We start from the raw sequence: 14,268 nt of genomic DNA, 5'->3' as shown, positions 1-14,268 counted from the left end.
TTTTGCAAGAGGTCTATTAAACCCGAAGAACCCCATACTGCCAAAGCTATGCTGAAAGCGATGCGAAAAAGTGAGCTCATCGTGAAAAGAGCTTTCTTGAGCAGGAAGAGTAAAGAGAAATTTCTAGTAATTTTTATGATTCTTATAGCCTTGAATATACTTATTTATTTCTCTCCCCCTGCCTCTCCTGCCCCCTACCTCCTTCAAACTTGTTGCCTGACTTTGGCTTTCGTATTAAAATTTTGAAGTAATGCTTCATGGTTAATGCAGTCAAACATTCAATTCGGATATTCTAAAGATGTGCCCCTGTATGTCTGATTTCCTTTATCACCCTACAGAATTGATCTTCTTCCATTTCCAACCCTTTTTTGTGTTGGGCCGTACTTAGGGTAGCTGGGGCAGACGATCGCGTAAATGCGATCGTATCACTGGTTAACTATCTACTTGATGCAGAGAGATGGCTCCTATGTCATCCTAGATTTAGGAGAGTTAATTCAGTGACGTCTTTGATTTTAGTATTGAAAGGCTTTTCCTTTTAGTATTTACAGACTTCTCAGAGAAATTAAAATCTCTACACAGTGATGATTTTGGAGCGAATCGATGTCAATTTACGTAGGTAACCTCTCTTATGACGTTACACAAGAAGATTTAAGTGGTATTTTTGCAGAATATGGTACTGTAAAGCGAGTTCAAGTACCTACTGACCGTGAAACAGGTCGTCCGCGAGGCTTTGCTTTTGTGGAAATGGGAACTGAAGCGGAAGAAACAGCTGCCATTGAAGCTCTCGATGGTGCTGAGTGGATGGGTCGTGACCTAAAAGTAAATAAGGCTAAACCCAAGGAAGATAGAGGTGATAGAGGTTCCTTTGGTGGAAACCGAGGAGGATACGGTGGCGGCGGCGGACGCGGCGGACGCTACTAAACTTTGGAAACAAAAAAATTTACCAATAGTCTTAAGGTCAGACAAACAACAGTCTGTCTTTTTTTTGTAATGTTCCCGCCTGATTAAGTCAACTTAGTAGGAGAAATAATGACCCAAGTAATTGTCGGTGACAATGAACACATTGAATCAGCCTTACGACGATTTAAGCGAGAAGTTTCCAAGGCTGGAATTTTTCCAGATATGAGAAAGCATCGTCATTTTGAAACACCCTTAGAAAAACGCAAGCGCAAAGAAGTCGCCAAGCACAGACAGAGTAAGAGAAGTTTTCGTAATTAAGGGCTGACATAGCTATAAAAGAAAACCTTCATAGATTCTATGAGGGTTTTCCTTTTAGCTATTTAAAAATCAGGAAACCTCAAGAAACGTTAAAATCAAGTCAGCCTTTGTATTGTAGCGGTTGTGTCCCACATCACTCAGAGTGCGGTTCACTGCATAAATCCTGATTGTCAACGTCCTTATCCCCAACCTTGGGGAAACAAATTCTGCAACAGCTGTGGCGCACCGCTAGAGTTGTTAGACCGCTATGTTCCACTTCAGCCATTAGGTTCGGGAGGATTTGCTCAAATTTACACGGTTTGGGATGAAAAAACTCAAACCGAGAAAGTGCTGAAAGTGTTGGTAGAAGAGTCACCAAAAGCACTGGAATTATTTACCCAAGAAGCGGCAGTTTTATCTAGTTTGCAGCATCCAGGTGTCCCCGCAGTCGATGCTGAAGGGTATTTTCAGGTACAACTGTTTAACCCCAAGCCGCACCAACTACCTTGTCTAGTAATGGAAAAAATCAATGGACGGACTTTAGAGGAGATATTAAAAAAGTTTCCCCAAGGGTGTCCAGAGAAGTTGGTTGTCAACTGGTTTGCCCAAACTGTAGAGATTTTACAAGAATTACATAAACGTCAGATTATTCATCGGGATATTAAACCTTCTAATTTAATGCTGGGCACATCTTCGCCCACTGTCAGCCTACCTCAAGGACAAATAGAAGGCGATCGCCTGGTACTAATTGATTTTGGTGGGGCAAAGCAATTTAGCCCCTCTAAGCTGCGTTCTCAGTCTAGTTCCACCCGATTATTTTCTTCTGGCTACAGTCCACCAGAACAAGTGAGTGGAAGTATTGTCGGGCCAAGTGCCGATTTTTATGCCCTTGGTCGAACGGTAATTGAACTGCTAACAGGCAAATACCCACTAGAATTGGAAGATCAACAAACTGGGAAATTGCGCTGGCGCATTGCGGTGAATGTCAACCCCCAACTAGCAGATTTACTAGATGAGATGGTGCAAGAGGATGTGCGATCGCGTCCAGCAAATGCAGCTATGATTCAAAAACGGTTGGCGAAGATTTCTCAACCATTACCGCCACCGGGATTATTTGCCCAACTGCGAGATCAGCTTAAGCAAGCTTCAACCCAAGTTTCCCAGAGATTTACACTGCTAATCCAAGCTATTGAACAAGTTTTAGCGAACTTTAGCCAAGCTGTTACTAAAACCGTAATTTTTATCGCTCAGACAATCATCAAAATTTTCCAAGCTTGTTTGGCGACCATTTGGGCGATGATTTTGGCTTATGTTGGTGCTTGTTTTGGTGCGATCGCTGGTTTTATTTTGGCATATCACACCAACTTGGGGCGTTGGGTTGTGGAATTTATTTCGAGTCAGCTAAACCAATTAGTCCCAAATACTCAACCCGTCTTCGGGGCAGATATTTTGGTATTCATCGCCGCAGGCTGGGGAACCGCTTGGGGACTGACAGTATCCGGGTGTTTTGGTCAACGGCGGCGCTTTTTAGTAGCATCGCTGATGGGCATGATTAGCTATGGCTTCGGCTGGTTCATTTTGCAATTAATCACACCAAAAGACAGTGGCGAGGGCTTAGTAGCAGTGATTTTAGTAGCAGCTTGCCTACTCACCTTGAGCTTAGGTCTTCGCAGCCATCATGTAGTGTACGCTGTATTCGCTGCCTTTGGTAGTGCGATCGCCTACGCATTTTTGATTCTTTTGAGGTTGGCACCACCGATCTTCCAATTTACTAGTCAACCAGCTTGGTCAGAGTTACAGTTACCTCTGATTTTTTTTGGTTCTGTAGGCTTCTTTATCAGCTTCTGGTTAGCAGTAAGTTACTACCTAATTGTCCCTGGATTGCGCTTTTTAGGATGGCGATGAAAGAGGAAGGAGGCAAGGGGCAGGGGGTAGGGGAGATTAGGAGGACAAGGGGGACAAGGAGGACAGGGAGGATAAAGGGAGAATTATTCAACAGTCTCTCCCAAGTCTCCCCCCTCTTCCTTGTCCCCCCTATCTCTTATCGATGCCCAATTCCCAACTCCCCATTCCCCATTCCCAAAAACAAGATCCCCCTAGTCGTATTTTTCATCGAGCTAGGGGGATCACATATATGGTAGTCTATAAGACGTTCGGTATAGTTCCTTACGAATCGATTCTATAGCCTATATTTCAGTTTGGGTAGTATTACCATTAGAATTTATAGTATTTTTACAGCTTCTTAATGAATGCTTCATCCCTGTTCTTCCCTAGAGAAGCGGTATATGTAAGTATGACAGTACGCAATGTGCGTAACTTGTCATTTTTGTAGATATCTGTAAAAAATATGAAATTTAAGATTGTTGCTACCGTCGTTTTGTTAGCTTGTTTTGGGTTTGCAGAGCAGGCCCTGGCGTTAAATCAACTAGATTTGGATCAGTTGAAGGCAACAAATGCCTGTCCAAGGTGTAGTTTGAATGGTGCTGACCTAACTCAACTGAATTTAACTGGAGCAAATTTGCGAGGGGCTGACTTGAGTGGTGCAACATTATCTAAAGCTAATCTTACCAATGCCGATCTCACCGGTGCAAATTTAGAAGGTGCGATCCTGAATTCTGTCAATCTTATGGGTGCTTCCTTAACCGGAGCAAATTTGAAATCAGCATCCCTGGAAAACGCTGATTTATCTTATGCCGGTTTCATCAGCGCCAATTTGGAAGCAGCAAACTTAAAAGATGCTAAATTGCAGTTTACCAATTTTCGGGGGGCTAACTTCCGACTAACAACAATGTCTAATGGTGTAGTCACCTCAGATATGCCTTATGAATGGTCGTTAGAACGTCAAAAGACCAGAGAATGTAACAAGTTCAAACCCGAAAATACTCCAGGTACAACCTGTTATTCCAAATAAACTGGGGAATGGGGAATGGGGAATGGGGCATTGGTTATTAATTAATCTCCCTCTTCTCCCTTGCCCCCTGCTCCCTGCCCCCTTGCCCCCTTCCACCTTCACCTATCCTTGTATAGCAAAAGCATTTTGTTTGTTAACAGTTCTTTATCATGGGAAAAAAGCTTGTAGATTAATTGAATTGATGCTTACCCATATTAAAGACTTAGCAACAAAACTAGCGCCTCGCTTGATTGAAATTCGCCGCCACATCCACTCTCACCCAGAACTCAGTGGTCAGGAGTACCAAACAGCAGCCTTCGTAGCGGGTGTTTTGTCTTCCAGTGGTCTGCATGTACAAGAGGGAGTTGGCAAAACGGGCGTAGTTGGAGAACTCCAAGGCACTGGTCAAAATGACCGTTTATTGGCAATTCGCACAGATATGGATGCCTTGCCAATTCAAGAAGGGACAAATTTAGAATACGCCTCTCGCGCCGAGGGTGTTATGCACGCTTGTGGTCACGATGTCCATACCACAGTGGGATTAGGAACAGCAATGGTGCTGTCACAAATGGCAGAGGAGTTGGGTGGGAAAATGCGGTTTTTATTTCAGCCAGCCGAGGAAATTGCTCAAGGTGCAAGCTGGATGGTGAAAGATGGGGCAATGGAAAACGTCTCGGCTGTATTAGGGGTTCATGTTTTTCCTTCTATACCCGCAGGATCTATTGGCGTGCGTTACGGGGCATTGACAGCCGCCGCAGATGATTTAGAAATTCTAATTATGGGAGAATCTGGACATGGGGCGCGTCCTCATGAGGCCATTGATGCAATTTGGATTGCTTGCCAAGTCATTACTGCATTGCAACAAGCCATCAGCCGAACGCAGAACCCCTTGCGTCCTGTAGTATTAAGCATAGGGAAAATTAACGGTGGCAGAGCGCCCAATATAATTGCGGATAAAGTGCAGTTATTGGGAACCGTGCGATCGCTCCATCCCGAAACTCGCGCTCATCTCCCTAACTGGATTGAAAACATTGTATCTAATGTTTGCCAGACCTACGGAGCAAACTATCAAGTGAATTATCGCCAGGGCGTACCCAGCGTTCAAAATGATTATGCCTTGACGCAATTATTACAATCAGCCGCAGAAGAAGCTTGGAGTAGCGATCGCGTTCAAGTTTTACCCGAACCTTCCCTTGGTGCTGAAGATTTTTCTATGTATTTGGAACATGCCCCTGGTTCCATGTTTCGCTTGGGTGTAGGCTACAAAGAAAGAATCATTAACCACCCATTACACCATCCCCAATTTGAAGTTGATGAAGCTGCCATTATCACCGGGGTTGTAACTATGGCTTATGCCGCTTATAAATATTGTCAACAAGATGTTTAAACAAAAACTCCCAGCGCTGATGTGCTGGGAGTTTTTGTTTAACTAAAGTTTTTTAGCGGATATAGAAAGCCCAAAAACATCCTATGCATTCGCTTCGTTAACAACACCTAGCTTTTTTTGAATTCGGGTCTTAGCAGCTTTGAACTCAGTAGCCAGTTGCTCACTTTGCTCAGTGCTTAAATTGTTGCGAATGGCAGCAAACATCGTGCTTTCTTCTTGACGAATATGATCGCCAAGAGCATCCATCAGCTGTTTGACTTTCTCTTTAAATAGGGGTAAAGATGGGCTAAGAGCCTTAATTTCTTCTAACGCCTGCTTTGTATGAGCTTGCTCGTCAAACAATTCTTGGGTGTTATCTTGACCGTAGAAAGGACGTACTCTTGGATAGACTACTTCCTCTTCAGCTTCCGCGTGAGCAGTTAGATCCTTATAAATTTGACCGAAGTACTCTTGGATCTTCTGGGGATTGTTGCTTTGTAGCAATTCGGTGAACAGGGTGTTTACCTTGTTGTGATCGAGGCGGATGGCATCTTGAATATTCAGATCCTTTTTGTCACTACTTTGGGTTACAGCACTACCTACCACACCACTGACTGCGGCCATAGCGTCTTGAACACGTGCCCAAATTCCTTGATCTGCATCTTGTCCAGTTAGTTCACGGACACCCAAAATTTCTAAAATACCTTTGAGTTGCTCTTGGTGAGCGCGATTTTCAAAGTTAATGGTGTTCAAAGGTGCGATCGCTAGCAAAACGTCAGCACCAACTTTTTGAGCAGCCTTGTGAACTATCAAACCACTCATTACTAGTTGATGTTTCAGCAATTCATGCTGAGATACTTTTTCATACAGGCTCAACTCAGAACTTTTGAACAATTCACGAGCTTTTTCAATGAATTGTGTAACATTTTTTTTTGGTTCAGCCTGAATGCCATACTGACCAATTACAGTTTCCAGAACGCCAATATTTTTTTCATCATCTTTGAGAAAATTTCGGATGCGATCGGCAATTTCGGCATCGAGTCCTTCTCTCAAAAGCGATTGCTCATTTTCGATCACCAATTGTTGAAGTGCTTTAATACTTGCCAATTTCACAGCAATAGCATTGCGTTTCGTATCATCTAAAGTAGCTACCATCCGTAGTTCTCCTCGGCAAAGTGTTCGTAGTTATTACTGATATAACCTTGACACACAGCTTAGGGAGATTCCCTCTTTCTTTTGAGTGATAGCTTTCGCAACGGTGGGTAGAAAAAAAGTTTAGCGTTACACAATATAAATATAAATTTAAGAGGATGTTTGAAAATTACTCTTATCGGTATCAAATAGTTTTATATCATCCCTAAATTCCCCTTTCTTTTAAAGGGGACTTTGGACTTTGATTCTATTCCCCCCTTTAAAAGGGGAATAGGGGGAATCTAAAAGTACCTAAAGTTACAGCGAAACACTTTTCAAACAACCTCTAAGCGATCGCCCCGATTTATAAACCTCATCTATGTTGAAACCTAGAGTTTTTTAAAAGATATATTTATGTAGGTTATCAAGGTAGACGAGGTTTAGTTCTAAATTAGGAACAGATATTCTGTATTACATCCAAATTGAACAGATAAACAGATTACCTAATTTTGAAGACATCTATATCTCTAGAATGAAAATTAATGTCAAAAAATTACTTCTTATTCAAGAGGGCAAAATCATAATCAGTTCCAGAAGAACAACGCTCACAACGCGCGATTTTGACTAGTAAAGCTTCTCCTTGGCGCTCACCTGAAGGCGAAAACTTAATCATTCCTGTGGCTCCAGAAGTTGAAAAATCACGATTAGACAATACCTTTTGCAACCCTTCGCGAGTGTTATCTTGTTTCAGTCCAGTGATAATTACTTGGAGTGCATCATAAGCTCCGGCTGTTCTCTGATTTACCCGTGCATTCCAAAGCTTAAAGGCATTTTCTGCAAATGGATTATCTTTATTAGCATCACGATGCCAATACACAGGTAGTACCATTCCTTCGAGATCGGTGCCATTTTGCAAAGTTGTTGAACTGTACATAGTTTCGGAAGCAAAGAGAGGTTTCCTGCCTTTAACCTCTTGTGCTACTTTGGTGGCAAAATATATATTTCTGACTGAAGGTAATAGTAAAAAGCCACTGGCGTTTTCTGTTTCTATAACTTTATCTACAAAAGCTCTATAGTCCAAATCTTTATCTGCCAAATTGCAAGGTGTACTAATAACCTTACTTCCATATTTTTGGAGAGCTTGAGTGTACTGTTCTACAAGTATCTGATTAGATGATGAACCTGAATTATCTCTTGAGCTACGAATATCGCCACAAATAGCAACATTTCTTCCTTGTCGAGCAATGTAGCGAGCATGAGTATCTACTAAATTATCATATAGCGGATTTACATGAAATAAGTAGTTAGTTGTGGAACTATTTGGCTCACTACTTACTGCATTATTATCTAACTTTTCTTGATTTTCGGCTTGAGTTGGGCGCTCGACAGGAAAGACTAACACCAAGTGCTTTTCATTATAAATTGCAGCATTACGTCTAACTCCCACTGCTGCCACAATGCTCTTGTCTTGAAATAATTCATTATCTAATCGTGCAAAATCTTCTCTATTCTCAGCACTGGCAATCACAATTTGCAGCTTCTTACCATCAATTCCTCCTTGGTTATTAATTTCATTTTGAGCTTGAGCTACACCACGCAAAATTTCTTCTGATAAGTTAGAGTCAAAATTAATTGATGCTATCACAGCAACTTTTAGAGCGCTATACTTATCTCGTGCAATTTTAGCGTTATTTAAATAAATTAGAGTTTCTGGGTCATTAGGATTATTTTTTAAGGAAGCGCTAAACTTTTGAACAGCAGTGGTAAAATCTTTTTGCTCAAAAGCTTTAACTCCATCTGCTTTATCAGGGTATGTTTGCACTTTCAACAAAATTCTTGTACCCAAATTCATCAATGGAGGCTTATTCTTAACTTCACTTGAACTAGATGTGGGGTTGTTTAATGATGTTATTACGATACTAGAAGAAAGTTGCCTAATTACCCACAAAATAGCTGCTACCATTACTCCAGCCAGCCCCAAAGAAATAAGCAACTTCAGGTTCTCTTTTTTATTTGTCATGAATAATACTCCAAATTATAGAAAGCTTATTAAAAATCAATATACAGTGGAAAATTAGCTTATATTTAAATTTTAAAAATATTTAGAAATAAGTTTGTTTATTATTTCTGACATACCCACAATAATCAGCGTTAAAAGACCTGCAAGAAAAACTAGCAATACTACAAGCAAAAGTCCATTAACTCCAGATTGGAGAAGATTATTTGTGAGCAAATTTTTGAAAGTCAAGACAATTAGTGAATTTGCTATGATAGCAATCACAATTAAATAACTTTTTTCCAAAAGCGAACGAGATTGAATTAAGATTACCCCACCTAAAATTAGCAACCACAATCCAGAGCTAATCCAAGTAGTGCCTAAAAAACTAATCAGTGCGATCGCTAACAATGAACTACCTGAACCTGTAATTATTGCTCCAGGGAGTAGTTTACTATTAGAGAATTGTGGTAGATATCCAATTGTTTTTTGTTGAGCTTGTGTTTCTGATTCTAATAGTTTAGAAGGTGAAATAACTGTAGGAGGTAATGTATGCCTTAGCGGTGGTAGATTATTCAAGTCTTGTAAGACGGCCTGTGCAGACTGATAACGCTGCTCATGATTTTCTTGGAGTAATTTATCCAGAATCAATTCTAATTCTTGACTTATGGGTTGTGTTAAATGCTTTCGCCAACTAGAAGTCCAACCATAGCCTTGTTTTAGCCAGAAATTCGAGGGAGAAATATTTGTTAGTAGATGAAAGCAAGTTATGCCTAAACTATACATATCACTGGAAGGAAAAACTTTCCCAAATTGCATTTGCTCAATTGGTGCGTAACCTAATGAACCAATAATTGTCCCAATTGCAGTGGTTGTAGTTTCTGCCTTTTGCTTTGAAACCCCAAAATCAATTAGTACTAACTTATTATCACTCTGACGGCGAATAATATTTTCTGGCTTAATATCTCGATGAATTATTTGCTGTTGATGTATGGCAACCAGCACAGATAATAAATCATTCAAAAAAGATCGAATCTTAGCTTCATCAAAAAAACCGTGTTTTTTTAACTCCTGCAACAGATTTTGACCTTCGATAAACTGCTGTACTAAATACAGATATTCACCTTCCTTAAAATATCCATACAAATTGGGAATTTGTAGATGTTCCCCTAATTCTTGTAGACGTTTGGCCTCCCGTTCAAACAATTGAATTGCTTTTTGATGTGCGTGAGTACCTTGACTGCCATAAAATTGACTGAGAACCAGTTGCTTAACAACACATCGTTCATTTAGCTTGTCTATATCCTCTGCTACGTATGTGCGTGCAAACCCTCCTCTCCCTAATGGTGCGATTATGCGGTAACGATTTCTGAGTAGCGATCGCAACTGTGTCCCGCAACTGAGGCAGTAATTTGTCCCATCAGGATTTTGGGGATTCTCGCAATTAGGATTTAGGCAGCAGTTCATAATAATTATTTTATTGCTGTCAGTTTATTAATTTTTAAATTATACATCTAGTTCAGTATAAACTCTGTAATGCAACGTTTCTACATGGACATTTGTTGTAATTGGTGTAACATTTTGACTAGTTTTATCGCCTCATTCAAAAAATCTTGTTGAAACTTAGCAAAATCGGGGTGGCATTGAACTTTATCATTCAACTTTTTATGACAAGGTAATGCCCATAATCATCTCTTGCAAGATACGTAATACTAAAGCCACCTTCACGTGATTATTTTTAATTGTATATTTATCACTCTGTAATTGCTGTCCTAATAACCAAGCTATTATTCAAAAGCCCAAAATACTGGTGTCAACTGTCGCACAGAGTAGACTAATTTACAGAAGAAAATATATCTTAATGTACATAATTTTATAAGTTCATAGCGAATCCTCTTGAAAAAACTCTGCGTACCTTTCCTCAGCGTCCCTACCCTGTGCGAAAGCAAAGTGCATCTGCGTTTAAAATCGCTACGAATTGATGCAAATCTGTACTTAGAAGTTTTAAACAGACATTTACCCACTGTTAAACTACATTCGGTTAAATCTTCTAATAAAATCGGGTAAATAATTCAACGCTAAGTAAATATTCACCCTGCCTAACTTTCTCTCTTATGCAACCTTGACAAACCTCACCGCAATTGTGACGATTACGCTAGAATTGTTAAAGGTTCTTTACAGAAATTGCTGATCATCCCCAATTCTGTTAAAACAGCCTAGCATTCAAATGTAAATCTAAAAACCCCCTCTAGAGTTCACCAAAAGCTTCTATGACGCTCCCAATTCGCAACGTCGCCATTATCGCCCACGTTGACCACGGCAAAACCACGCTGGTTGACGCACTCCTCAAACAATCCGGCATTTTCCGCGAAGGCGAAGACGTTCCGGATTGCGTTATGGACTCCAACGCCCTAGAACGGGAACGGGGTATTACTATCCTGTCCAAAAATACAGCAGTTCGCTACAAAGAAACACTAATTAATATTGTTGATACTCCTGGACACGCTGACTTTGGTGGCGAAGTTGAACGTGTACTCGGCATGGTTGATGGATGTCTTCTGATTGTCGATGCCAATGAAGGCCCCATGCCCCAAACACGCTTTGTTCTGAAAAAAGCTTTAGAAAAAGGGCTACGCCCCATCGTTGTAATCAACAAAATCGATCGCGGACAAGCTGACCCCCACGTTGCTGTTGATAAAGTATTGGATCTGTTCTTGGAATTAGGGGCAGATGAAGACCAGTGTGATTTTCCTTATCTGTTTGCTTCCGGGATGGGAGGTTTTGCTAAGGAAACTTTAGAAGCAGAATCGGTAGACATGCAACCTTTGTTTAATGCGATTTTGAAACACGTTCCATCGCCAGTAGGCGATCGCAACAAGCCTCTGCAATTACAAGTCACAACCCTAGATTATTCGGAATATCTGGGACGGATTGTGATTGGTAGAATTCACAACGGTACTATCCGTTCAGGACAACAAGCAGCTTTGGTTACAGAAAACGGCACCATTGTCAAAGGTAAAATTACCAAGCTGATGGGCTTTGAAGGACTCAAGCGCGTAGACCTGGAAGAAGCAACCGCAGGTTATATTGTGGCGGTGGCTGGTTTCGCTGATGCTTACATTGGGGAAACGATTACTGACCCCAACGAACCCCAAGCTTTACCACTAATTAAAGTGGATGAACCAACCTTGCAAATGACCTTCTGGGTGAATGATTCGCCCTTTGCTGGTCAAGAAGGTAAGTTGGTGACATCAAGACAAGTGCGCGATCGCCTATTCCGCGAACTCGAAACCAACGTTGCTTTGCGTGTCGAAGAAACCGATTCTCCCGATAAATTCCTCGTTTCCGGTCGTGGAGAACTCCACCTGGGTATCTTAATTGAAACCATGCGCCGGGAAGGCTTCGAGTTTCAGGTATCTCAGCCACAGGTAATTTACCGCGAAGTCAATGGACATCCTTGCGAACCTTATGAACTTTTGGTGTTAGACATTCCTGTTGATGCTGTGGGTAGCTGCATCGAACGCCTGGGACAACGCAAAGGCGAAATGCAAGATATGCAACCAGGTAGTGGCGATCGCACCCAGTTAGAGTTTGTCATTCCTGCCCGTGGTTTGATTGGTTTCCGGGGTGAATTCATGCGGATGACTCGTGGTGAAGGCATCATGAACCACAGCTTTTTAGATTACCGTCAACTCAGTGGTGATATTGAAGCCCGTAACAAAGGCGTTTTAATCTCATTTGAAGAAGGTGTTTCTACCTTCTACGCCATGAGAAACGCCGAAGATAGAGGAGCATTCTTTATTGTTCCTGGTACAAAGGTTTACAGAGGCATGATTGTCGGCGAACACAATCGTCCCCAAGATTTGGAACTAAATATCTGTAAGACCAAGCAGTTAACCAACCACCGCGCTGCTGGTGGCGATGAACTAGTGCAACTGCAAGCACCGATAGACATGAGCCTAGAGCGTGCTTTGGAATACATTGGCCCCGATGAATTAGTGGAAGTTACACCCCAATCTATTCGCCTGCGGAAGATGTCGAAGAAGTTGGCGAAACGGTAAGTAAGAATTATTAATTGATTTAGAAAGCCCGCATCTGCGGGCTTTTTATTTTGTTAGTTACAGCGTTTTTCAATTTTTAAACTACATTTTATATAGTAAACATAGATTAAGTATAGATTTTGATGGATGACTTCCGTGATTCTCTTGATCGTATCAAATCCATTTGTTCTACAATCGTTGCACAATTTGAATCTTCTGAGGTAGCTGAGTCAATAAAAGCATTGCAAGAAGCAGCAAACCAGGCAGCAAAATCCTGGTCTGGCTCATGGCTTGGATATCATTCCCGTGTCTATTACAACCAACTTCAACCAGTTCCGCCCGGTGCACGATTTAGTCAAGAATGGGGACTCCAAAACAGATTTTCCAACGATACTAAGGGTGAGTGGTGTGAATATGACTTCGATTCTTTGTATAAGACTTTAAAATCAAACACAGCTAGCCTCTCATTAGAGCAACTAAACGAACTTGCCAATTATGCAAAAGAAGAGATTTCTGATTTACGAGAAGAATTAATATCGATAATTTTTTCTTGCCTTGCTAGCGGAGAAGACGCATACCTGGATCGGCTAAAAAAAGAAGTTGAGCAATGTCAAACATCATCTGTACAGCAGTTTGTTGATTATCTTCGACCAAAACAGTTTTTTTCACTTGACATGCTTGCTTTTCAGTCTGGACTTCAAACCCCGCCGCATATTTATCTTCAGGCACAGTTATTGTCTGTTCAATCGCCTGTTACAGTAGCAGAAAGTTTAAAGAAAATAGCAAATCGGCTAGCATTACACTTAACCAATAAATCTCGCATTTATATGTACTCATCTCAACCAGGAACACATGTCTTTATCCCTCTTCTGTCACTCTCCGAGATAAGCAAGTAGTAAATAAGTGAAATCATCCAGAAGCAAAAAAGGGTTTAAATTGGTTCATGGCACAAATTAAATGATTAAATCCTAGCAATAAATGAGAATTTGGAAAAATATCTAACCAGGGATAAATCAGCCAAAATAGTAAAAGAGGTTGGACAATTAAACGAAGATTATTAAGAGTATTCTTCCATCCAGAATTATGATTCCATTGTTGATGATGAGAAAAATCTACACAATTAACATAACTAGTACCTATCACCTCAGTTTCAATTTGAAGAGATTGATTTAAGGCTAAAAAGGCTGGGGAATTTAGACTAATCATTGTGTAAACACAAAAAATAATTTCCCACCATCTCTCTATATGTTGAAAATTTGTCAAGCGATAATCTGTCCAGCCGAGTTCCTGTTTACATTGTCGAAACCCATATTCTACCCAGGTTCTTAATCTGACTTTTCCCGTTAAGTCTTGAAAGACTTGCTGGCAAAGGGTTTAAGAAACAGCACAGCAAATACGGTACAGTAATTGAAATTGGGTGCTAAAGGTAACAAGCAATGCTGGACTGGTGGGAAAAGAATTTTGCAACCATATCTCTAGGCGATCGCCGATTGAATGAGCGTGCAATGTCAATCGGGTATGCTCTAAGTTTGGGATTCGGCAAAGCGCTGTCGGAAGTTTTCAGTAATGGAACCGTACTTAAAAGGGCTTATGAGTTTTTGCTAATCCAAAAGTGCAATTTCCCAGCGTGATTGAGCCGCATTGCCAA

The 14,268-nt window shown here is 40.9% G+C and carries 11 protein-coding genes and 1 pseudogene; 8 read left to right on the top strand and 4 right to left on the bottom strand.

Translation table 11 applies throughout. The annotated features are described in order from the left end of the window. Window positions 1-600: 600 nt before the first annotated feature. The 5 genes from FBB35_RS13870 (at window position 601) to FBB35_RS13850 (ending at window position 5,474) form a co-directional block, all read left to right on the top strand. A complete protein-coding gene (locus tag FBB35_RS13870; protein WP_012407715.1) occupies window positions 601-921 on the top strand; it encodes an RNA-binding protein in 321 nt (106 codons plus the stop codon). Window positions 922-1,029: 108 nt separating this feature from the next. Beyond that, on the top strand, window positions 1,030-1,218 hold the full coding sequence (rpsU, locus tag FBB35_RS13865; protein WP_012407716.1) for a 30S ribosomal protein S21: 189 nt from the start codon (window positions 1,030-1,032) through the stop codon (window positions 1,216-1,218). Window positions 1,219-1,341: 123 nt separating this feature from the next. Further along, window positions 1,342-3,102, top strand: coding sequence for a serine/threonine-protein kinase (locus FBB35_RS13860; protein ID WP_174710098.1), 1,761 nt, complete (start codon window positions 1,342-1,344; stop codon window positions 3,100-3,102). Window positions 3,103-3,544: 442 nt separating this feature from the next. Beyond that, entirely contained in the window at window positions 3,545-4,108 is a 564-nt protein-coding gene (locus tag FBB35_RS13855; RefSeq protein ID WP_174710097.1) for a pentapeptide repeat-containing protein, read from the top strand. A 181-nt stretch (window positions 4,109-4,289) separates the two neighbouring features. After that, entirely contained in the window at window positions 4,290-5,474 is a 1,185-nt protein-coding gene (locus FBB35_RS13850; RefSeq protein WP_174710096.1) for a M20 family metallopeptidase, read from the top strand. An 81-nt stretch (window positions 5,475-5,555) separates the two neighbouring features. On the opposite strand, the gene FBB35_RS13845 is transcribed toward FBB35_RS13850, so the two are convergent. From FBB35_RS13845 to FBB35_RS13835, 3 genes are all read right to left on the bottom strand, one after another. After that, on the bottom strand, window positions 5,556-6,608 hold the full coding sequence (locus FBB35_RS13845) for a hemerythrin domain-containing protein (RefSeq protein WP_174710095.1): 1,053 nt from the start codon (window positions 6,606-6,608) through the stop codon (window positions 5,556-5,558). Window positions 6,609-7,137: 529 nt separating this feature from the next. After that, on the bottom strand, window positions 7,138-8,604 hold the full coding sequence (locus tag FBB35_RS13840; RefSeq protein WP_174710094.1) for an ABC transporter substrate-binding protein: 1,467 nt from the start codon (window positions 8,602-8,604) through the stop codon (window positions 7,138-7,140). Window positions 8,605-8,676: 72 nt separating this feature from the next. After that, a complete protein-coding gene (locus tag FBB35_RS13835; protein WP_174710093.1) occupies window positions 8,677-10,047 on the bottom strand; it encodes a serine/threonine-protein kinase in 1,371 nt (456 codons plus the stop codon). Window positions 10,048-10,850: 803 nt separating this feature from the next. Between FBB35_RS13835 and typA the strand changes: the two genes are divergently transcribed. After that, on the top strand, window positions 10,851-12,641 hold the full coding sequence (gene typA / locus FBB35_RS13830) for a translational GTPase TypA (RefSeq protein ID WP_174710092.1): 1,791 nt from the start codon (window positions 10,851-10,853) through the stop codon (window positions 12,639-12,641). Between the two features lie 122 nt (window positions 12,642-12,763). Continuing rightward, complete coding sequence (locus FBB35_RS13825; RefSeq protein WP_174710091.1) at window positions 12,764-13,516, top strand: hypothetical protein; 753 nt, start codon at window positions 12,764-12,766, stop codon at window positions 13,514-13,516. Between the two features lie 13 nt (window positions 13,517-13,529). On the opposite strand, the pseudogene FBB35_RS13820 reads toward FBB35_RS13825, so the two are convergent. Next, window positions 13,530-13,949, bottom strand: a pseudogene (locus FBB35_RS13820) (IS701 family transposase); the annotation flags it as partial. 107 nt (window positions 13,950-14,056) lie between these two features. Here FBB35_RS13820 and FBB35_RS13815 point away from each other — a divergent pair. Next, window positions 14,057-14,251 (top strand): transposase DNA-binding-containing protein, encoded by a 195-nt coding sequence (locus FBB35_RS13815; RefSeq protein ID WP_174709492.1) that lies wholly within the window; start codon window positions 14,057-14,059, stop codon window positions 14,249-14,251. Window positions 14,252-14,268 lie beyond the last annotated feature (17 nt).

Origin of the sequence: Nostoc sp. TCL240-02 (genome assembly GCF_013343235.1) — a bacterium.
GTDB lineage: Bacteria > Cyanobacteriota > Cyanobacteriia > Cyanobacteriales > Nostocaceae > Nostoc.
Note: the sequence above shows the minus strand (reverse complement) of the source record. Positions and strands in the feature narration are given on the sequence as shown.